Origin of the sequence: Clostridium sp. SGI.024, from assembly GCF_050315195.1 — a bacterium.
Classification (GTDB): domain Bacteria; phylum Bacillota; class Clostridia; order Clostridiales; family Clostridiaceae; genus Clostridium.
The window spans coordinates 1-20,893 of the sequence record NZ_JBNPON010000028.1; the positions used below are offsets into that span (position 1 = coordinate 1).

Here is a 20,893-nt window from a genome sequence, read left to right on the forward strand (position 1 = left end):
AGGAGCTGTGCACTAATTTTTAGTGCAACAGCCCCTTTTAAATTCAATAATGTTATCAAAATTATTTTAAAACAGAGTCAAATAATAAAAAATTATATATTTTAGTAATTTGGCACAAATTACATCATTAATTCTACATTCTTCATTTTACATTCTACATTTCCTAAAAGTATATCTTCTTCCTTCTCATACCTACATTTAGTATTAGTCCTATTGACATAACTGTAGTAAGTAATGAAGTTCCTCCATAACTAATAAGGGGTAAGGTTATACCTGTAATTGGCATAAGACCAATTGTCATTCCAATATTCTGTAGCAATGCAAATAAAAAGTATGCTACTAAACCTACGCAAATAATGGATCCAAATTGATCCTTTGCTGTTCGTGCAATTGCTATCATTCTTGAAATTAATATACCATATAATAAGAATAAGAAGCAGGCTCCTAAAAATCCCCATTGTTCAGCTATACTTGCAAAAATAAAATCTGTCTGTACCTCTGGTACATATTGTGCCGCATAACCTACTGAGTTTTCTTTAGTTATTGCATTTCCTTGTAAACCTAAAACTCCTCCATTACCTATACTGATTAGGGATTGTCTTAGTTGATATCCTGATTCTGAAGAGTCAGACTCTGGATTCATAAAGGAAGTTATTCTAGTTTTTTGATAAGGTTGTATTAAGCCTGAATTCCATACTATAACTATTGCAACAACTAAAGATAATAATCCTCCACCAAGTATCTTTATATCTAACCCAGCAATAAAGAATATTCCAACTACCATAAAGAATAAAACCATTGTCATTCCCATATCAGGCTGAATAACTATAAAAATCGCTGGAATTACTGCATAAAAAGCCATAGTAAAGAAATTCTTCACTTCATTTATAGTACCATTCATCTCTTCTAAAGTTTTACCTAACATCATTATTGTAGCTATCTTTGCAAGCTCTGCTGGTTGGAAGGATAATGGCCCTAGTCTTATCCATCCTCTAGCTCCATTTATATCTGTTCCTATAAACATCGTTACTATAAGTAAAAGTATTGATCCCCAATAAAACAATGGAGTATAAGATTTTAATAATGTATAGTCAATAGCCACAACAAAATATAATGCAACTAAACAAACTATAAACCACATAGACTGTCTTTTTAAAAATAATGTTCCAAATTCAGCCATGCTTGCTAAGTATATATTTATTATCCCAAATATCATTAAGGCTATCATAGAAAACAGCATTAATTTATCTATTTCTTTAAGTTTCTTAAAATCTATTTTAAAATGCGATAATGGTATCATTTCTTTGCATTACACCTCCATTTATAAACCTAGATTTTATTATATCCAAAAAACATTTATTTCTCTATAATATATATATAAATAAATAAAATTTAAGAATTAATTAATTAATTAACTGTTAATAATATAAAAAAATAGTAAAAGGTCTATTTCTAACTCTACCTATAGAATAGAACTAGCATAATCATAGACCTTTCAATTAGTGCATAATGCATTATTTCATATGTTAGTTTTTTATATTTTTTATTGGAATATTTGCAACTAAAGCTGGATTGTTTCCTTCTAAATTTTCACTTTTACTTACAGCTATTTCAACATCATCAACATCTATCTCAATATATTTAGATAAAACCTCTAATATTTCAATTCTTATTTTATCAAGAGTTTCATGAGGTAAATCCCCTCTATCATGTATTAATATTAATTTTAATCTATCCTTTGCCACTTCCTTAGGTGTTGGCTTATTTGAAAGCTTTTTAAAAAAATCCAACTCTCAACCCCCCTTTAACGCTTAAATATTTTTTTCAATGATGCAAAGAATCCGTCTCCCCCTGTTTTTAAATCAAGAAAAGGAACTTCTTCCCCTGTTATTCTTCTTGCTATATTTCTAAATGCTTGACCAGAAATTGACTTATCATCTAAAACTATAGGTTCTCCCTTGTTTGTGGAAACAGTAATATTTTTATCATCAGGAACTACCCCTAATAATTCTACTGATAATGTTTCAATTATATCAGGAACATCAAGCATATCTCCTCTTTGTGTCATTTCATAATTTAATCTATTAATTATTACTGCATGATCCTCTAATCCCTTAGCATCTAACTTCCCAATAACTCTATCAGCATCTCTAACTGAAGTTATTTCAGGGTTAACTACTACAACTGCTTTATCAGCTCCTACAACTGAATTTTCAAAACCTTGTTCAATACCTGCAGGACAATCTATTAAAATGTAATCAAAATCTTCTTTTAACTCATTTACTATCTTTAACATATCTTGAGGTCTTATGTCATCCTTGTCTTTAGTTTGAGCTGTTGGTAATAAACATAGATTTTGATATCTTTTATCCTTAATTAAGGCTTGCTTTAATCTACATCTATTTTCTATAACATCTGAAATTGTATAAACTATTCTATTTTCTAATCCCATTAATACATCTAAATTTCTAAGACCTGTATCACCATCTACTACCACTACCCTTTTATTTAAAGCTGCTAGTGCAGTTCCAATATTTGCTGTAGTTGTTGTTTTTCCAACTCCACCTTTTCCTGATGTAATAACTATAGAAATTCCCATTTTTATCTCCCTCCAACACTATATATATTTCTTCGGTAAATACGGTTCTACCACAACAGTATTATCTTTAATTTTTGCCACTTCCGGATAGGAAGGCTTAACTCCATCATCTGGAGCAATAGTAACTATGTCGGCTATTTGAAGTATTTCTGGTTGGAGATTAAATGCTGATATTACAGCTTTTTTATTTCCACCTACGCCAGCATGAACTTGTCCTTTAATAGTTCCTAAAACTATTATATTTCCTCCTGCATACACTTCTGCTCCATTATTTATATCCCCTATAATTACTATATTTCCATAATACTTAACTTGTTGTCCACTTCTTATGGTTTTCTTTATAAACTTTGTTTTCCCTTCATATATTCCATTAAATATTTTATTTTCTTTATTATCTTTAGATTCTACCTTATTAATATTTTCAAAAATACAGTCTTTAATCTGAATTTTTTCAAATAAAGCATCCTTTAACTTTAATATATCCTCTTCCTTTAATAAATTTAGATTTGTTTCTATCTTAAGTGATGCTCCTTTATAAAACCCTTTTCCAACAGATAGTTTCTTTATTAAAGTTTCTAACATATCATCGAAATTATTAAATTTGTCCATATCTATGATTGCATTAATCCCATCTTTAGTGCCTCTTATTTGAATGCTACTATTATGTACTTTCATTGGTCACCCTCCACCAATTACCTTTACTTATTAATAAAAATGTTCATATTATAATTATACAATTATAGTATATAATTTAACAACCTAATTTTGTATTAAATTAAAAAAATCAATAAAAATTATACTTTTTATAGAATTAAAAAAAGCTGAGAACCCTCAGCTTTTTACTTTTAATTACTATATTTTTAATTAATTACTTAATTTAATACTATCATCCTTATTATCCTTTAATGGTGATTCTAATACATACTTCCTAAAGGATTCTGATTTAGAAGCATAAGAAGGATCTAATTCTAATAGTTTTTCTTTAAAGTAAGCTTCATATATAGCCTTATGAATAGTTGCACCTTCACTACCTCTGAAACCATCATAAATAGTTGAGAATATAGCTATTTCAGGATCCTCCATAGGTGCAAAGCTAATATAGTTACCATAAGCTAATCTTCCTTGAATCTTATAGTTTTCATCTGTGCTAAAGTCAGCTGTACCTGTTTTACCTGCAACGTTAATTGGAAATTTCCCAAAGCAATCATATGCAGTTCCATTGCTAGGACTTGTATTAACTCTATACATCCCCTCTTTAACAGCTTGAAGGTATTCTTCTGGTATATCTAATTGATCAACTACTTCTGGTTCAAACTGTTGTAATACTTCACCTGTTGGTGATGTGATTTTATCTACAAGAGTAAGCTTAAGTCTAGTTCCTCCATTAGCTAATGTAGCTACATAATTTGCTATTTGAACAGGTGTAAAGTTATTCATACCTTGACCAATAGCACTAGATACTAATTGACCTGGAGTTTTAATTTGAAGACCTGCATTACTTATAATATAATATGCAATTGCATCAGAGATAACTCCTGCTTCTTCATCAATATTTACTGTTCTTCTTTTTGAAGTTTCAATTACTGCCGCCTTAAATTCATCTGATAAATCCATAACCTTTTTAATATATGGAACTAAGCTTTCTGCATATTTAGTATTATCAGATACTTCTTCATCTGTTCCTACTTTTGCTAAGGTATCCTTCATATAATTTTTCAAAGCAGTTTTAGCTTCTTTTAAATTATCTGGATCATTGTCACTATCTTCTATGTTAAGTGGAACAAAAGAATAACTGTAATAATTTCCAGCCTTTAAAGCATCTACTATTTCATACATTGGAGTATTTACTATTTGATTTTTCCATGATTCAAAATTATAAACTTGACCAAAGGATTCCTCAATTTGAATTCCTGTAGACATAGTTTTAGAATTTTGTTTAGAGGGTTCTACTCCAAGTCCAAACTTCCATGCATATTTAGCAAGAGTATCTAAGGCATTAATATTTCCTCCATTTACATTTCCTCCACTATTTTTATATAATCTATATCCTAACTCATAAAAATAATAGTTTGATGAAACTTGTAAGGCTTTTCTTAAATCAGTAGCACCATTTGCTGTACCTTGGAAGTTCTTTAATACCATTCCTGGCAAATCTTCTTTACTCCATGTACCAGTATTATCCTGCATAACTTCATCAGTAGTAACTACATTCTCCATTAATCCTGCTATAGCAGTAAGAGGTTTAAAAGTAGATCCTGCTGGAAGAAGACCTTGTGTTGCATAATTGAAAAAAGGCTTTGGATAAGTATCAAACTTATCTTCTCTCTTACCTGTTTCTTCATTTATAGGGAATAAGTAATCTATTCCTCCTGTAGCTCCAGTTCTTTGTATAAACTCTTTTGCATAACTTTCTATATCTGGACTAAAGTATTGCTGAGATAATTCATCAGTTAACATTCCTGGAATAGAAAATACATTAGGATCATATCCTGGATAACTTACCATTGCAATAATTCTACCAGTCTTAACTTCAATTGCTACAACAGCACCTCTTGTTGCATTTGGAGCTATACTCTTTATACGTTCCATGGTATCCTTCATCGCTTGCTCTGCAGCATACTGAGTATCTTTGTCTATTGTTAAATGTACATTATTTCCCGGGTAAGAATCTAACTTAAATAATTCTTCTGTTACCCTACCTTTAGAATTAACTTTAACAGTAGTTCCACCCTTAGTTCCTTTTAATTGATCTTCTAGAGCAGCTTCTATTCCTGCAACCCCTATTAAATCAGAAGATACATCATATCCTCTTAATTCATAATTTTCTTCCTTTGAAGAATCTATAGAAGATAAATATCCTATTACTCCTGAAGCTAAGCTATTATATGGATAAAATCTAATAGGTTCAATACTTACATCTATACCTGGTAAATCATTTAATTTTTGGTATACGATAAAAGCAGTATCCTTTTTAATATTAGATGCAATTGTTACTGCTCTGTATCCTTTAAAACTTTGCATCTTAATGGCATCTTTAATAACCATATATTTTCTTACATCTTGAATAGAGTATTTTGTTAAAAGTTCATCTAATATTTCTTTTCCAGACATTTCATCATATTTTTCATTATAAGCATCAAGTCTTGCATTATAAGCCTTATTACTTTCTCCTTCCTCCTGAACTGGAACTGGATTAATAATCTCTTGAAGGCTATAAGTTTTAACTAGCTTATAAAAGGTTTCTTCTGCTGATATTTTTAATAACTCATTATTAACTTTTTCTATTTCTTCATCAGTTAAATCACTTTTCTTTTCTTCTTCAAATAAGTTTTTTTCTACTTCTTCGTTAAGACCTCTATCTCTTTTAAATCTGATTTCAACAATTTTCTTTGTATCTTTATCATCTGTTTTAAAATCAAAATAAAACTTACCATTACTATCTATTTTTAACATTAAGTCATCTTCATACTTTTCTCCGTTTTCAGAAAGTATATCAAAAACCTTATTCATGGTATCATAAAAGTTCTCATTTTCATCATTAGGTTTCGTATATGTTAAAGTATAGGTTTGAATATTAGTTGCTAAAATATTCCCATCACTATCATATATTTTCCCTCTTGGTGCATTTTCAGAAATAAGTCTTGTGGAACTAATATCAGCTCTTTCTTTATAATCTTCATGTTTGTAAATTTGAAGATAAACTAGCTTTGCAATAAATGTGGTAAAAAGAGCTATCATTATTATATTTAAAACAACATATCTAGAAATTTTCTTTTTCTTTTTTGGTCTATTAATTATCATTTTAACCTCCATGATTTCTTTTTATAATTATTATCATAAAGTCTTAAAACAAAATCATATCCTAAAAACATTATTATTGCACTATATAGTGATGCATATATACCAACCTCAAAATTTATAGTTTTTCCTGCTATTTTCAACACTAAAAATACTGATAATACTTTTAGCATATACAATAATATCATGGATATTGTTGGTATAAGCTTCTTTTCTCTATATATATTTTCACCTATAAAAGCGGCAAGTAAACATATTAACATATTAATTAAAGCATTTACTCCAAAACCTTCATAAAAATATATATCTTGTAACAATCCTGAAATAACCCCAATAAAAACTGCTTCTTTTTTTCCATTTATAATAGAATAAGCTATGGCAAAAACAAAAAGTAAACTTGGGAAAGCTCCCTTAATAGCTAAAAAAGGCATAAATGAATTATCAAGTATTAAAAGTACTAATGAAATTAAAAACAAAATCCATTTTTTCATATCTTACCTCTAATTATCATACTTAACCTCTCGTGTTTCCTTAGGTATGATAACAAATAATTCTTCTAATTTATTAAAATCAACATAAGGTTTTACTATGGCTGTTTTCATTACTTTTATTTCATCAGATTCAACAGAAATAACCTCTCCAACTCTAATTTCTTTAGGGTATATTTGTCCAAGCCCTGAAGTTAAGATTACATCTCCTTCTTTAACTTCAGAATCCAATGGTAAATTAGTTACCTTTGTTAATCCATTATTAGTACGAGTTACATATCCCTTTAATATTCCTGTAGTTTCCCTAGTACTATTAACCATAACTGAAACAGCTATATTTTCATTTAGCAAACTTTGTACTATAGCCCAATTGCTTCCTGTACTGGTAACCTGTCCTACTAAACCCTTGTCTGAAATTACAACCATGTCTTTTTTTAAGCCATCATTTTCGCCTTTATCTATTATATACCCCTCTGAAAAGCTTTCTCCACTATATCCAATTATTTCAGTTCCTATATAATCATAATTATCTTTTGAGTTTTTAAAGTTTAAAACTTCTCTTAATCTATCGTTTTCTTCTTTAAGTTTATCATATTCTAAAAGTTTATTTTTTAATTCAACATTTTCCTTTGTTAATTCTTTATTTTCACCTTTTACCGTAGAAAAATTCAAGAAAAAGTCTAAAGTCCCTTTTACTTTATCACTAATTGAATAGACTACCTTTTGAAAAGGATTTATTGCACTACCTAAACCACTTGATATAGCATCTTTTTTTTCATTGTTCATCGTATAGATAATTATGCCTAAAAAGGCAACTGACAGCACTATTACAGTGGCTGCCAGTTTATTCTTATGACGCTTCATTATTGACCTCTTTGCGTCTTACTTAACTCATCGAAATTTTCTAATGCTTTACCTGCTCCTAACACAACACAATCAAGTGGTGATTCTGCTATATGTACAGGCATATTTGTTTCATGGTTAATAAGTGCATCTAACCCTCTAAGCAATGCTCCTCCACCAGCTAACATTATTCCTTTTTCCATTATGTCTGCTGCTAATTCAGGTGGTGTCTTTTCTAGTGTCGTTTTTATTGATTCTATAATAGCGTAAACAGGTTCCTTTAATGCTTCTCTTATTTGATTTTCAGTAATAACTACTGGCTTTGGAAGTCCTGTAATAAGATCTCTTCCTTTTATGTCCATTTGTCTTTCTTCATCATCAACCTTATAAGCTGAGCCTAATTCCATTTTGATTTGTTCAGCTGTTCTTTCACCTATCATTAGGTTGAATTCTTTCTTTACATAAGCTATTATTGCTTGGTCTAATTCATCACCAGCAACTCTTAAAGACTTACTTGTAACTATTCCACCTAAAGATATTATAGCAACCTCTGTTGTACCTCCACCGATATCAACTATCATGCTTCCTGTTGGTTCGCCTACTGGAAGTCCTGCTCCAATAGCAGCTGCCATTGGTTCTTCCATTAATACAACATCTCTAGCTCCTGCAAATTTTGCTGCTTCTTCTATTGCTCTTCTTTCAACTTCTGTTACTCCTGATGGATAACAAACTATTATTCTAGGGCTAGTAAAGGCACTCTTACTAGTTACTTTTTCAATTAATTTCTTTAACATAGTTTGTGCTATATCAAAATCAGCTATAACCCCATCTTTTAAAGGTCTTATAGCTACTATGTTACCTGGAGTTCTTCCTATCATAAGCTTAGCTTCTGTACCTACTGCAAGTGGTTTTTTTGTTATGCTATTAATTGCTACAACTGAAGGTTCGCTTAATACTATCCCCTTGCCCTTAACATACACAAGTGTATTTGCTGTTCCTAAATCTATTCCCATATCCTTATTACTACTGAAAAATCCCATATGAATTCCCCTTTCGCTTATATTATTCCTTTTTCTTTTAAACTAACATACTGATTTTTACCAACTATTAAATGGTCTAATAAATCAATACCAATTATCTTACTACATTCTTTTAATCTAATAGTTATATTTATGTCTTCTTTACTTGGTGTAGGGTCTCCTGAAGGATGATTATGGCAAATTATTATGCTTGAGCTACTCTTTTTTATAGCTTCTTTAAATATTTCTCTAGGATGTACAATTGATGTATTTAAACTTCCTTTAAAAACATCTTTTATTCCTATTATATTATTCTTAGTATCTAACATTATTAGTTTTAAAACTTCTTGCTTTAAAAAAGACATTTCCTTCATTATAAGACTTGCTATATCATTTGGAGAAGAAATAACCTTCTCTATTTTAATTAAGCTTAACACATTAATTCTTTTAACAAGCTCACCTACCGCCAAAATTTGGCTTGCTTTTATATTTTTAATTCCCTTTATGCTCGTAATTTCATTTATTCCAGCATCTAACAAACCATCTAGTCCATTAAATTCTGATATAATCCTAGTACTTAAAGAAATTATATTTTCTCCTCTAGTTCCAGTTCTTAAAATTACTGCTAGAAGTTCTGCATTAGTTAAAGTTTCTGGACCACTAATTAATAATTTTTCAACAGGTCTCTCTTCTTGTGGTATATCTATAACTTTTATACTATTATTCATAAATAAGCTCCTAATAATAATGACTTTATTTATAAATATACCCTAAAATTCTATTCTTTAACCTTGTTTAGCATTTTATTTAGAAGATTTAATGGTAATCCAACTACATTATAAAAACATCCCTTAATTTCTTCTACAAAAATGCCACCATAACCTTGTATTCCATAGGCACCTGCTTTATCAAGGGGCTCTCCAGTCTTTATATATTCTAAAATTTCTCGGTCTGTTAAACTACTCATTTTTACTTCAGTATATATAGCAGCTTCTTCACTTTTATTATTATACATATTAATAACAGTTATACCTGAATAAACTCTATGGATTTTACCACTTAATTCTCTTAACATTTTAAATGCATCTTCTTCATTTTTTGGCTTTCCAAGTATTTTTCCATCTAGTACAACTACAGTATCCCCAGCAATAATTATAGAATCATTACTAAGTTTTTCTTTTGTACTAATAGCCTTTCCTTTAGCCAAATTAATTACATATTCCTCTGCATCTCCATTAAATAACACAGTATCTTCATCAAAGTTACTAACTTCAATGTCAAAATCACTTATTATTCTATGTAAGAGTTCTTGTCTTCTTTCAGATGCTGATGCTAAAACATATTTCAAACCTATCACATCCTATTTTTATAATATTGAAAAAACAGCATGGTTTAAAACTAAATAAAGACAAAGCTAATTATCTCTATCTTATATCTAATATAGTTTATCATTATATAAGATTCTAAACAAGTAACTTTGTCTTTCTTTATTTAATTTTTATTTATTTTTAATAGTTTTGTCATATTTATCCAACAGCTTCTTTTTTACATTATATCTTGCTTAATATTGAATATATATACTCTAATTCTGATACAATATTATTCTTATTTATAGACTCTGGCAAGGCTTTTATATGTTCCTTATATTCCTTTAATACTTCGATTTTATCACTATCAGAAATCTCTTCTAAATCATTAGTCCATTTTTTAAAATCACTAGTATTAACTTCTTTCACTTCTTCTTTTCCAGCTGTGTCTAATATCTCCAAATACCCTGCTGTAATAGCACTAATTTGATTTTCCACCTCATCATTTTTATTTAAATCCAAATTAACCTTTATATTTTCTATTCCTTTTTCCTTTAATTTTTGCATAAGTGTACTACTATTTTCCTCTGTTGTAATTCCAGCAAGAACTCTATATTTTCCTTCTGCATCTTTAACTATAAAAGAATTAAAATCACTATTCATTCCATTTAAAACTTGTTTTGCATTTTCTTCTTTTGAAAAATACCCACATTGAATTAAAGTAAATCTTTCAACCTCTTCATTAGAAGAAGTATTCTCTTTATTATTATTTTCTTCTATTTGTGGTGTACTATTTACTTCTTTTAATCCATCAATATTAGGAATTACTTTTAGTAACAACCATGCTGCTAGTAAGCCTATAGATATTGCAGATAGGGTTGTCATTAATAAAGATGTTAAAAGCTTAATACCATTATTTTTCTTTTTGTATTGATATTTTGTGTACTTCATTTTTATCATCCCTCTCTTTTTATATTTAATTTATATTCTAAATAGATTAAATATATTCATTATGTAAAACAATTATTTTAGGAAATGAAATAAAAAAATAATGAAAGAATGAAAAAATTATGGAATAAATTCCTTCGAAATTTAATGTGTATGTTTTAATTAAGTTTTTATTTCATACTGATTTAATGAAATAAAAAAATATAAAATTAATATTTTTATTTAAATATACTTACAATTAAAATATACATTATTTGTGAATTTTATCATAATGCTCATTATATTAAATTAGTTAAAATTACATTTCCAGTAAATGAGCTATATACAGTAGAGTTATGTAGATAAATTCTAAGTTATGAGTGAGATTAGGTCTTCAAAAAATTTATGTTTATTTTTTATGAAAATTTGATATAATATAAGTGAGATTCTAAATCTATGATTTAGCAAAATCGAACTTATGCAAAGCTAAATAAGAAATACAGATAATAAAAAAGTAGAGTGCTGGAACACTCTACAATATACAATCCTAGTTGCTTAGGCAACTGGTATAACTATGTTTTTATTAGATAAAAAAATAGTAGCTTCCAAATTGCGTGTGGGGCTACTATTTTTTTGATATTTTATCTATAAGTAACACTATGAATGTTAATAGTGCTAATAAAAATAACCCACCAGTAAATAGTAACATTAAATCGTCATTACTCATTAAGTATCACCTCCTTTCATAAGAAAGGTGAATGATACCAGTAGCCCACAGTTAGCTATTGAATTGTACTTTTGAATTATACCATATTTAGGTATACTATATACACAAGAAATAAATGGCAAATTTCATATTGGTCAATTATAAATTAATTGTTTTTTTATTTACCATAAACAAAGCTATCTATTCCATCTTCATTCTTTCATTTTTCAAAACTCCATAGGAGTTTTCACATTAATTATGCATTACGCATTATTAATTTAAAATAGCTGGTCTACAAAACTATAGCCAGCTTTTTCTATTTATAAATTTATTTTAATTCTTTTAGTACTTCTAATAAATAATCCCAAACATTTTTAACTGATGAAATACTCATATGCTCTTGTGGTGTGTGAACATCGAAAAGATCTGGTCCAAAACTTATCATATCAAGTTTTCCTAACTTTTCATTGAATAATCCACATTCAACTCCTGCATGAATTGCTACTATTTTAGCATCTTTTCCATACATTCTCTTATAAACATCTTGGCATATTCCTCTTACTTTTGATTCACTGTCATATTGCCATTCTGGATATCCAGCTGTAGTTTCAAATTCTGCACCAAGTAATTCTCCTATAGTCTTACTTCTTAAAACTATTTCATCCTTTAATGAAGCAACTGAACTTCTTATAGCACTATCAAATTCAACTGTGTCACCATTGGTAGTTACTACTCCTAAGTTAGTAGAGCTTTCAACTAGACCTTCTATTTCAACACTATTTGTATTTATTCCATTTGGAATTAAATAAAGTAAATTAACTGCTCTTTCAGTATCAACTCTATTAAATACTTTTTCAACTTTTTCAGTATTTTCTAATATAGATACATTAACTCCTGGATCTTGAGTTTTTAATTCATTTACTAAAATAGGATTCCATGAATTAATTATTTCTTTTGCCTTTTCAACCTCTTCTGATTTTAAAGCTATTATAGCATCAGCTTCTCTTGGAATAGCATTATTCTTAGATCCTCCATTAAGTGAAGCTAATTTGTAATCTAAAGGTAATAATGACTTTAGAATTCTACCCATTATTTTGTTAGAATTTCCTCTTTCCTTGTTAATTTCCATACCAGAGTGACCACCCTTTAGCCCTCTTATAGCAATATGTAAGAAGTTATTGTAATCACCTACTTCTTCTAAATTAACTTTTAATAAATGCTTGCTTCTTATTCCACCAGCACAACTTACTAGTAGATGTCCTTCTTCTTCATTATCTAGGTTTAATAAGATTTCTCCTGTTATATGTTCTTTTGATACTGCCATTGCTCCTGACATTCCAGTTTCTTCATCTGTTGTTATTAATACTTCTAGCGGTGGATGTGGAATATCTGTAGATTCTAATATAGCTAATGAATATGCAACAGCAATTCCATTATCTGCTCCTAAAGTAGTATCAGTTGCATAAACCATATCATCTATGACTCTTAATTTTAGTGGGTCTTTTTCAAAATCATGATCTGTTCCTTTATTTTTTTCACAAACCATATCCATATGACCTTGAAGAATTACAGTTTTAGAATTTTCGTATCCCTTTGTGCCTGGTTTCTTAATTATTACATTTAAAGCCTCATCTTGATATACTTCTAATTTAAGCTTTTTAGCTACACTTACTAAATAATCACTTATAGCCTTTTCATTTCCTGAGCCTCTTGGGATTTGTGAAATTTCTTCGAAATATTGAAAAACCTTTTTCGGTTCTAAATTTTGTAAAAAATCCATATTATACTCTCCTTTACTTCTAAATTGTGTTAGAATGATATTATGAATTAAGTATATCATAGTATATATGATACTTAAATTTTATTTTTTTATTATAACTATTCCGAATATTATTAATAATTTATTTTGAGGTGATGTTATGCAAAAAACAAAAATGATTTTTACAATCGGTCCAGCAAGCGATAAGGAGGAAATCTTAAAGAAGTTTATTCAAATAGGAATGAGTGCTGCAAGATTAAACTTTTCTCATGGAAGTCATGAAACTCATAAAGAAAAAATAGACCTTATAAAAAAAGTAAGAGAAGAATTAAACTCTCCTACTGCAATTATTCTTGATATTAAAGGACCTAAAATTAGAACTCACAATTTTGTAAACGATGGCGTTGAACTATTTGAAGGTGATGAATTTTCTTTTATTTGTGATGAGGAAATTTTAGGAGATAATAAAAAATGTACTGTTTCTTATACTGACCTGTATAAAGATGTTAAAGTTGGAGGAGAAATATTAGTTGACGACGGTTTATTAAGATTTAAGATTAAAGAAGTTATAGGTAAAGAAATTAAATGCTTAGTAACTGTTGGTGGAACTATAAAAAACCATAAGGGTGTAAATGTTCCTAATGTAAAAATTAATCTTCCTTCAATAACTGAAAAAGATAAAGAGGACTTAATTTTCGGTTGTGAAAATAAAATAGATTTTGTTGCTGCTTCTTTTATTAGAAAAGCTTCAGATATAGAAGATGTAAGAAAGGTTTTAAAAGCTCATAATGGAGATTATATTCAAATTATAGCAAAGATAGAAAATCAAGAAGGTGTTGATAACATAGATGAAATTATAGAAGCTTCTGATGGTATTATGGTTGCCAGAGGAGATATGGGAGTTGAAATACCTATTGAAAAGGTTCCTATAATTCAAAAGAACATAATTAGAAAATGTAATGAAGCTGGTAAAATAGTTATTACAGCAACTCAAATGCTAGATTCTATGATAAGAAATTCTCTTCCAACTAGAGCTGAAGCTTGTGATATTTGTAATGCTATTTTTGATGGAACTGATGCAATTATGTTAAGTGGAGAAAGTGCAAGTGGTAATTATCCAATAGAAGCTGCAGAAATGATGTCTAGAATTGCTATTGAAACTGAAGCAAACTTGGATTATAACTACTTAAACAAGAGATTAAAAGAACCTTCTCTATCCTCTTTCTCTGAAGCTATTAGTTATTCCGCTTGTAGAAGTTCAAACCTTTTACATGCAAAAGCTGTTGTTGCAGCAACTAATAGTGGTGCTACAGCTAAGCTTATATCAAAGTATAGACCAAAATGTTCAATAATAGCTATAACTCCTTATGATGAAGTTAGAAGAGGATTAAACCTTAACTTTGGTATATTTCCAACAAAATGTGATGTATTCACCACTACAGATGAAATATTAGGTGAAGCTAAAAAGGTTGCAACTAATTTATCCTTTGCTGAAAAAGGTGATGATATAATAGTTGCTGCAGGAATGCCAAGTGCATCTGTCGGTGGAACTAATATGCTAAAAATAGAAAAAGTATAAAAAACTAGAGCTTTAATATAAAAGTCACATAATAAATTTTACAATTTAAAATGAACTATTTCGTAGATTAATTATGAAATAGTTCATTTTTTCTATTAATCTGTATTGGGATGGATACTTTTTTGTTTTAAATAAGTGCTAATTTATAACATTATTCGATAAAATATGATAAAATAGTAGAATAAATAAACATTTAGGGGGTATTATAGAAAATGAAAAAATTTAAACCAAATCTTAAAACTATTATAGGGTCAATTCTGTTGGCTACTTTAATAGTTACTTCAATCATAATGCCAAAGGATGCAAGTATAGAGATTCAACAAAAACTTGCAATCCAAAGGAAAAGTGAAGATATATTCGCTGGATATAAATTAATTGAAGTTTATGGTGGAGATCTATCTGGACATAGAGAACCTAACGTTGTAGTTGATATAGGCTTTGGTGATAGAGAATATTATGCTTTTACTAATGAGTACGGTCAACTAGTTAAAGTAATTGCTAAAGAAATTATCTTACAAGATGAATCAACAGAGCCTGTTAATTCAAATGGTAGATATTATAAAGATGAGGCAAAAGTACCTGGAGTTGAAAGTAATAACTTAGATGAGGGACATATTATAGCTGATTCCCTTGGTGGAGTTTCTAACGCATATAATATAACACCTCAAAATAGTACTCTTAATAGACATGGTGACCAAGCTTATATGGAAAAGGTTATTAGAGATGCTGGTGGTTGTACAGATTTTGTTGCCATAATAACTTATCCAAATACAAGTACTCAGATACCAAGTCATTATAGTTATACATATACAATCAATGGTAATGTAATTAATGATGAGTTTGATAACATTAATCCTGATGACTACAATGAAAGCTCAGGAATAAACAATTCATCAAGCAATACTGACTCTGGTAGCAGTAGTAGTGTTAACTCTGAAACAGTATATTGGACACCAAATGGAAAAAGTTATCACACTACAAAAAGTTGTTCTGCTTTATCTAGAAGTAAAACTATTTTAGAAGGAACAATAGAAGAAAGTGGTAAATATAATCCATGTGATAAATGTCACTAATTGCTTATAAAAAGATTTGAAAAAAAGCTATTATTTCACAAATTATTGGGAAATAATAGCTTTTCTATTATTGGGAGGTTTTATATATACCTTATGGTTTCTTATTAAAAATTAATGTTTATTTTTAAAATTATAAAATGCTCCTAACATTCCTGCATCATTTTGATGTTTAGCAAATTCTAGTCTTGTTTTTTCAGCAATACTTGGTAAAAGATATTTTTGTAGAGCTTTATCAATTCTAGGCTTTAGATATTCAACTTGAGCCATAATTCCTCCACCTAGCACTACTACTTCTGGGTTAATTACATAACATAAATTAGCTATTGCAATTCCTAATACTTCTACCATCTCATCAATGGCTGTTATGCATATTTCATCGCCTTTTTTAGCTTCTTCAAAAATATGATATCCATCCCATATTTCTTTTGAACTCTGCTTTCTTTCTGCAACCTTTTTACTTAAAATACTAGTTGCACCTAAGGTTTGAAAATCACTATCAAACATCTTCATATAGCCTACTTCACAAGCACTATTGCTGAAACCGTGGAATACATTTTCCCCAATAAGTATGCATCCACCAATTCCGGTACCTACAGTAAGGCATAAGGTTACTTTACTATCAATAGCTGCTCCTGAAATTCTCTCTGCTAATCCTGCACAGTTAACATCATTCTCAACTTCACAAGGTATTGAATATTTTCCTTCTAGCACTTCTTTAAACTTTGTTCCTGTATATCCTGGGATCAAAGGAGAGGCATAGAAAATTTCCCCTTTTTCAGTATCAACCATTCCTGCCGTTGAAATACATATTCCTTCTATTTTATATTCATCTAAATAGTTTTCTACAATTCCAAAGACTTTATTTAAAATCTCTGGTCCACCCTTCTCTGCTTCTGTATCCATCTTATCTTTTGTTAATATTTTTCCATCCGCAGCAATGACTCCGTATTTTATTGCAGTTCCTCCAATATCAATACTTACATAGTTTTTCACCATTATCACCTCTTCTGAGCATTTATTTGTTTAATTATTAACAATATTTCTCAATTGCCTTTTTTATCATAAGAGCTGCTTCTTTAACAATTTCAATATCTTCTTCAATTAATCCTGTTAAAGGTTCTCTTACACTTCCTATATTTAAATTTTCATTGATTCTAAGAATCTCTTTAATTACTGCATACATATTTCCATGGCATGAACACATTTTAAATATAACTTGGTTAATATCATACTGAAGCTTCTTTGCTTCTTCCATTTTATTTTCATTTATAAGATCATTTAATTTTAAGAATAATTCTGGCATAGCACCATATGTACCACCTATGCCACCTTCTGCACCAATAGCACGTCCACTAATGAATTGTTCATCTGGACCATTGAAGACAATATAGTCATCTCCACCAGCTTCACAGAACAATTGAATGTCTATTACTGGCATTGATGAATTCTTTACTCCAATTACTCTAGGATTTTTACGCATTTCTTTATAAAGGTTTTGTGTTAATGCTACCCCTGCAAGCTGTGGAATATTATAAATTAAAAAATCTGTATTTGGTGCTGCATTACTCATAGCATTCCAATAAGCTGCAATAGAATATTCTGGAAGTCTAAAATATATTGGAGGAATTGCTGCAATTGCATCTACTCCTAAGCTTTCTGCATGCTTTGCAAGTTCTATACTATCTTTTGTATTATTACATGCAACATGAGCAATTACAGTAAGTTTTCCTTTTGCAACTGCCATTACATTTTCAAGAACAACTTTTCTATCTTCAACACTAAGATAAATACATTCTCCAGAAGATCCATTTACATAAAGACCTTTAACCCCTTTTTTTATATGGAATTCAGTAAGTTCCCTAACTCTTTCTGGACTTATTTCTCCATTTTCATCATAGCATGCATAAAATGCTGGAATAATTCCCTTATATTTGTTTAAATCTCTCATAATAATCTCCTTCTGCCATAAGGCTGATTTATTTCTAATATTTTAACTATTTTAACTTATCTACAAATGCTTTTGTAATTAACTGTGGTCTTGTTATAATAGAACCAACCACAACACTATAGCAGCCTAATTCAATTACACGTTTAACTTTTTCAGGTGTATTTATATTACCTTCTGCTATTACTGGATGTTTTGCTTTCGAAATAATTTCTCTAATAATCTCAAAATCATTATTCTCTATTTTTAGATTTGCACTTTGTTCAGTATAACCAACCATTGTAGTACCGATAAAGTCAAATCCTAATTCATCTGCATGAAGTGCTTCTTCTACTGTAGAACAATCTGCCATTAAAAGTTGCTCTGGATATTTCTCTTTTATTTCTTTAAAAAATTCATCTAATGTCTTATTTCCTGGTCTTAATGCACCAGTAGCATCAATTGCTATAATTTCTGGTTTTACTTCCATAAGTTCGTCAATTTCTTTCATTGTTGGAGTAATATATACTTTAGAGTCTTCATAATCTCTCTTTACAATTCCAATAATAGGAAGATCTACTTGTGACTGTATCTCAGCAATATCTTCTTTAGTATTTGCACGAATCCCAGCTGCACCCCCTTCTTTTGCTGCAAGCGCCATTCTCCCCATAATAAATGAAGAGTGAAGTGGTTCATTTGGCAATGCTTGACATGATACTATTAAATTGCCTTTTATACTATCAACTTTCTTACTCATGATATTTTCCTTTCTGCATGGCATTATTTCAAATTCATTTTTTAATTAATCTCGTAGTTTTCATATTTTTCGAATATTTTACGGAAAATAAATGACTGAATTAGTGCTAAGCCAGAAAATCCACATATAATTAATATTGTAAAAAATAGAAGCATAGATACTTCAGAATAAAGTAACATTAAAATAAATGGAATGTTAATAAGAATAAGTAGTATAGTCCATTTAAAATTAACAATACTAATCATGAATGAATTTTTAAATACTTCTTTTGTTGTATGTACAAATCTAGCTATAATAGGAAATGAATATAAAGCTATTATATATGCCCAAATTGCTACTATATAGCATAAAACTTGTAATATTTTCAGTTTATCATCTCCAATTATTGATATAATTTTCAAATCTATTATAATGAAAAGTGCTATAATAATTGATATCATTCCAACAATTGTTCCTTGTTTAAAATTCAACTTAAAGGCTTTTATAAATCCTCTTACGATATGTGATTCTTCGTTTCTTGCCATTTTTAATGTTATTGAATACATAGCAGTAAGCGATGCTCCTATTGTAACAATAGGAATGCATCCTATAAGAAACAAAAGATTTAATACTACGATATCAAATACTCTTGAAAAAAATCGCATAACTCCATTATCTAAATTAAAAATTGTACTTACTAAATTTGATCTTTTTTCTGACATTTTACCTCACCAACTCTTTTATCACTAATCCACCGCTACCTTAAATACACACTTTTTTAAATAAGTATTTTCTCCTGTAGCAATTCCAGGCTTATGTGGTTCTTCTGGCATACATATAATAAATTTATCTTTTCCTAAATTGCACATTATAGATTCATCACAATGAACCATACCTATATCTCTGTCTTCACTGTATGTCTCAATAACCCTTTGTATATCAAAGCCAATTTTAATGCCTTCTTTTCCTTCTATGTCAATTTGAATATCCATATATTTTTTATGAATTTCAAAATTTAGTTCATCTTCTCTCTTAGCATTAGCTTCCATTACATTTAAAAATACTTTATCACCATCTATTTCTTTACGTCCCATTGGAAGTGATTTTAAATCTGTTTTTTCTAGAAAGTCAATTGCTTTATCTAACCATACAGATTGTCCTCTATATCTTCCAATATTTTTGATCTCATCATATATCATCTAAATATCTCCTTTTATGCTAGGCTAAAAATTTAAATGGAACTATCTTTTACAGGCCTGATTAATCAAAGGTCCTAATGTTTAGATAGTTCCATTTATATAGATTAACCTTTTACAGCACCCATTGTAATACCTTGTGTAAATGACTTTTGGAATATAAGGAATACAGCAACAATTGGAATTGCTGATAAAGCTGCACCTGCCATTATTAATCCATAATTGGTTGCCATCTCAGCTTGCATAGTTGCAACTCCTAGAGAAACTGTAAGATTATTTCTTGATGAAAGCATTACTAATTGCATAAAGTAATCATTCCATGTATTAATGAATGTAAATATTGCTAATGCAGCAAATCCAGGTTTAACAATTGGAAATGCAATACTTGTAAATGTTCTAAGTTCTCCACAACCATCAATCTTTGCTGACTCTAATAACTCTCCAGGAATATTTTCACTAAATTGTTTCATTAAAAATACTCCAAAAGGCCATCCTATTAAAGGAAGAATTACAGCTGCTAAAGTATCATGTATACCTAAGAAATTTATTATTCTTACTAAAGGAACTAATACAACTTGCTTTGGTAATGCCATAGCTGCTATAAAAACTGAAAACACAAATTTTTGACCATAGAATCTTTTCTTAGCCAAAACATATCCTGCAAGTGAAGCTGTTAAACATACTAAAATCATCGTAACTAACGAAATAAAAATACTATTAAATAACCATCTTCCTGCTGGATTTTGAATAAGTAATTGTTTAAAATTCTCCAATGTAGGAGCTGACGGCCACCATTGTGGTGGAATTTTAATTGTATCAGGCTGAGACTTAAACGCACCTGTCATAATCCAATAGAAAGGAAAGACAAAAATAATGGTTAAGATACTCAAAAGTATAAGTGTTATTACCCCAAAAGGTGTGATTTTTTTCTTCATTACG

The 20,893-nt window shown here is 29.3% G+C and carries 21 protein-coding genes; 2 read left to right on the plus strand and 19 right to left on the minus strand.

Annotation, left to right across the window (positions count from 1 at the left end; translation table 11 throughout):
* Positions 1-163 precede the first annotated feature (163 nt).
* The 13 genes from rodA to ACQRD5_RS09405 form a co-directional block, all read right to left on the minus strand.
* Positions 164-1,300: a rod shape-determining protein RodA gene (rodA, locus tag ACQRD5_RS09345; protein WP_308779888.1), complete on the minus strand. Its 1,137-nt coding sequence runs from the start codon at positions 1,298-1,300 to the stop codon at positions 164-166.
* A gap of 226 nt (positions 1,301-1,526) precedes the next feature.
* Positions 1,527-1,790 carry a cell division topological specificity factor MinE gene (gene minE, locus ACQRD5_RS09350; RefSeq protein WP_291629388.1) on the minus strand — a complete coding sequence of 88 codons (264 nt, stop codon included), beginning with the start codon at positions 1,788-1,790 and terminating at the stop codon, positions 1,527-1,529.
* A gap of 14 nt (positions 1,791-1,804) precedes the next feature.
* Positions 1,805-2,599 carry a septum site-determining protein MinD gene (gene minD / locus ACQRD5_RS09355; protein WP_291629386.1) on the minus strand — a complete coding sequence of 265 codons (795 nt, stop codon included), beginning with the start codon at positions 2,597-2,599 and terminating at the stop codon, positions 1,805-1,807.
* Between the two features lie 18 nt (positions 2,600-2,617).
* Positions 2,618-3,274: a septum site-determining protein MinC gene (gene minC, locus ACQRD5_RS09360; protein ID WP_291629384.1), complete on the minus strand. Its 657-nt coding sequence runs from the start codon at positions 3,272-3,274 to the stop codon at positions 2,618-2,620.
* A 189-nt stretch (positions 3,275-3,463) separates the two neighbouring features.
* Positions 3,464-6,400 (minus strand): penicillin-binding transpeptidase domain-containing protein, encoded by a 2,937-nt coding sequence (locus ACQRD5_RS09365; RefSeq protein ID WP_320627379.1) that lies wholly within the window; start codon positions 6,398-6,400, stop codon positions 3,464-3,466.
* Positions 6,397-6,888: a rod shape-determining protein MreD gene (gene mreD / locus ACQRD5_RS09370; protein WP_291629381.1), complete on the minus strand. Its 492-nt coding sequence runs from the start codon at positions 6,886-6,888 to the stop codon at positions 6,397-6,399. Before mreD ends, ACQRD5_RS09365 begins: the two co-directional genes overlap by 4 nt.
* 9 nt (positions 6,889-6,897) lie before the next feature.
* Positions 6,898-7,749, minus strand: a complete 852-nt coding sequence (mreC, locus tag ACQRD5_RS09375) for a rod shape-determining protein MreC (RefSeq protein ID WP_291629379.1) — start codon at positions 7,747-7,749, stop codon at positions 6,898-6,900.
* Positions 7,749-8,768 (minus strand): rod shape-determining protein, encoded by a 1,020-nt coding sequence (locus tag ACQRD5_RS09380; protein ID WP_291629377.1) that lies wholly within the window; start codon positions 8,766-8,768, stop codon positions 7,749-7,751. The genes mreC and ACQRD5_RS09380 overlap by 1 nt, the downstream gene beginning before the upstream one ends.
* Positions 8,769-8,785: 17 nt before the next feature.
* The gene (gene radC, locus ACQRD5_RS09385; RefSeq protein WP_291629374.1) at positions 8,786-9,475 is read right to left on the minus strand and encodes a RadC family protein; all 690 of its coding nucleotides are present in this window, start codon (positions 9,473-9,475) and stop codon (positions 8,786-8,788) included.
* A gap of 50 nt (positions 9,476-9,525) precedes the next feature.
* Positions 9,526-10,095, minus strand: coding sequence for a Maf-like protein (locus ACQRD5_RS09390; protein WP_291629372.1), 570 nt, complete (start codon positions 10,093-10,095; stop codon positions 9,526-9,528).
* Positions 10,096-10,297: 202 nt separating this feature from the next.
* Entirely contained in the window at positions 10,298-11,005 is a 708-nt protein-coding gene (locus ACQRD5_RS09395) for an SPOR domain-containing protein (RefSeq protein WP_291629370.1), read from the minus strand.
* A 601-nt stretch (positions 11,006-11,606) separates the two neighbouring features.
* Positions 11,607-11,708 carry a putative holin-like toxin gene (locus tag ACQRD5_RS09400; RefSeq protein ID WP_291629368.1) on the minus strand — a complete coding sequence of 34 codons (102 nt, stop codon included), beginning with the start codon at positions 11,706-11,708 and terminating at the stop codon, positions 11,607-11,609.
* 307 nt (positions 11,709-12,015) lie between these two features.
* Positions 12,016-13,467, minus strand: a complete 1,452-nt coding sequence (locus tag ACQRD5_RS09405; protein ID WP_320627380.1) for an aminoacyl-histidine dipeptidase — start codon at positions 13,465-13,467, stop codon at positions 12,016-12,018.
* Positions 13,468-13,606: 139 nt separating this feature from the next.
* Here ACQRD5_RS09405 and pyk point away from each other — a divergent pair, with 139 nt between their 5' ends.
* Both pyk and ACQRD5_RS09415 read left to right on the plus strand, forming a co-directional pair.
* Positions 13,607-15,025, plus strand: coding sequence for a pyruvate kinase (gene pyk / locus ACQRD5_RS09410; protein WP_320627381.1), 1,419 nt, complete (start codon positions 13,607-13,609; stop codon positions 15,023-15,025).
* Positions 15,026-15,237: 212 nt separating this feature from the next.
* On the plus strand, positions 15,238-16,098 hold the full coding sequence (locus tag ACQRD5_RS09415) for a DNA/RNA non-specific endonuclease (RefSeq protein ID WP_427746753.1): 861 nt from the start codon (positions 15,238-15,240) through the stop codon (positions 16,096-16,098).
* 111 nt (positions 16,099-16,209) lie between these two features.
* On the opposite strand, the gene ACQRD5_RS09420 is transcribed toward ACQRD5_RS09415, so the two are convergent.
* The 6 genes from ACQRD5_RS09420 to ACQRD5_RS09445 form a co-directional block, all read right to left on the minus strand.
* Entirely contained in the window at positions 16,210-17,094 is an 885-nt protein-coding gene (locus tag ACQRD5_RS09420; RefSeq protein ID WP_336624128.1) for an ROK family protein, read from the minus strand.
* A gap of 34 nt (positions 17,095-17,128) precedes the next feature.
* On the minus strand, positions 17,129-18,046 hold the full coding sequence (locus tag ACQRD5_RS09425) for a dihydrodipicolinate synthase family protein (RefSeq protein ID WP_291631116.1): 918 nt from the start codon (positions 18,044-18,046) through the stop codon (positions 17,129-17,131).
* Positions 18,047-18,092: 46 nt separating this feature from the next.
* Positions 18,093-18,779: an N-acetylmannosamine-6-phosphate 2-epimerase gene (locus ACQRD5_RS09430; RefSeq protein ID WP_294169705.1), complete on the minus strand. Its 687-nt coding sequence runs from the start codon at positions 18,777-18,779 to the stop codon at positions 18,093-18,095.
* A 41-nt stretch (positions 18,780-18,820) separates the two neighbouring features.
* The gene (locus tag ACQRD5_RS09435; protein ID WP_294169707.1) at positions 18,821-19,480 is read right to left on the minus strand and encodes a YesL family protein; all 660 of its coding nucleotides are present in this window, start codon (positions 19,478-19,480) and stop codon (positions 18,821-18,823) included.
* 24 nt (positions 19,481-19,504) lie between these two features.
* Entirely contained in the window at positions 19,505-19,957 is a 453-nt protein-coding gene (locus tag ACQRD5_RS09440) for a YhcH/YjgK/YiaL family protein (protein WP_294169709.1), read from the minus strand.
* 104 nt (positions 19,958-20,061) lie between these two features.
* Positions 20,062-20,889: a carbohydrate ABC transporter permease gene (locus ACQRD5_RS09445; protein ID WP_294169711.1), complete on the minus strand. Its 828-nt coding sequence runs from the start codon at positions 20,887-20,889 to the stop codon at positions 20,062-20,064.
* Between the last annotated feature and the right edge of the window lie 4 nt (positions 20,890-20,893).

What these genes read in the sequence shown, in the direction of transcription:
- ACQRD5_RS09405 (WP_320627380.1), bottom strand. Translation starts at nt 13,467, where the DNA reads ATGGATTTTTTACAAAATTTAGAACCGAAAAAGGTTTTTCAATATTTC.
- minC (WP_291629384.1), bottom strand. Translation starts at nt 3,274, where the DNA reads ATGAAAGTACATAATAGTAGCATTCAAATAAGAGGCACTAAAGATGGG.
- ACQRD5_RS09415 (WP_427746753.1), top strand. Translation starts at nt 15,238, where the DNA reads ATGAAAAAATTTAAACCAAATCTTAAAACTATTATAGGGTCAATTCTG.
- ACQRD5_RS09395 (WP_291629370.1), bottom strand. Translation starts at nt 11,005, where the DNA reads ATGAAGTACACAAAATATCAATACAAAAAGAAAAATAATGGTATTAAG.
- ACQRD5_RS09440 (WP_294169709.1), bottom strand. Translation starts at nt 19,957, where the DNA reads ATGATATATGATGAGATCAAAAATATTGGAAGATATAGAGGACAATCT.
- ACQRD5_RS09400 (WP_291629368.1), bottom strand. Translation starts at nt 11,708, where the DNA reads ATGAGTAATGACGATTTAATGTTACTATTTACTGGTGGGTTATTTTTA.
- mreD (WP_291629381.1), bottom strand. Translation starts at nt 6,888, where the DNA reads ATGAAAAAATGGATTTTGTTTTTAATTTCATTAGTACTTTTAATACTT.
- mreC (WP_291629379.1), bottom strand. Translation starts at nt 7,749, where the DNA reads ATGAAGCGTCATAAGAATAAACTGGCAGCCACTGTAATAGTGCTGTCA.
- ACQRD5_RS09430 (WP_294169705.1), bottom strand. Translation starts at nt 18,779, where the DNA reads ATGAGTAAGAAAGTTGATAGTATAAAAGGCAATTTAATAGTATCATGT.
- ACQRD5_RS09445 (WP_294169711.1), bottom strand. Translation starts at nt 20,889, where the DNA reads ATGAAGAAAAAAATCACACCTTTTGGGGTAATAACACTTATACTTTTG.
- radC (WP_291629374.1), bottom strand. Translation starts at nt 9,475, where the DNA reads ATGAATAATAGTATAAAAGTTATAGATATACCACAAGAAGAGAGACCT.
- ACQRD5_RS09435 (WP_294169707.1), bottom strand. Translation starts at nt 19,480, where the DNA reads ATGTCAGAAAAAAGATCAAATTTAGTAAGTACAATTTTTAATTTAGAT.
- ACQRD5_RS09420 (WP_336624128.1), bottom strand. Translation starts at nt 17,094, where the DNA reads ATGGTGAAAAACTATGTAAGTATTGATATTGGAGGAACTGCAATAAAA.
- ACQRD5_RS09380 (WP_291629377.1), bottom strand. Translation starts at nt 8,768, where the DNA reads ATGGGATTTTTCAGTAGTAATAAGGATATGGGAATAGATTTAGGAACA.
- pyk (WP_320627381.1), top strand. Translation starts at nt 13,607, where the DNA reads ATGCAAAAAACAAAAATGATTTTTACAATCGGTCCAGCAAGCGATAAG.
- rodA (WP_308779888.1), bottom strand. Translation starts at nt 1,300, where the DNA reads ATGATACCATTATCGCATTTTAAAATAGATTTTAAGAAACTTAAAGAA.
- ACQRD5_RS09365 (WP_320627379.1), bottom strand. Translation starts at nt 6,400, where the DNA reads ATGATAATTAATAGACCAAAAAAGAAAAAGAAAATTTCTAGATATGTT.
- ACQRD5_RS09425 (WP_291631116.1), bottom strand. Translation starts at nt 18,046, where the DNA reads ATGAGAGATTTAAACAAATATAAGGGAATTATTCCAGCATTTTATGCA.
- minD (WP_291629386.1), bottom strand. Translation starts at nt 2,599, where the DNA reads ATGGGAATTTCTATAGTTATTACATCAGGAAAAGGTGGAGTTGGAAAA.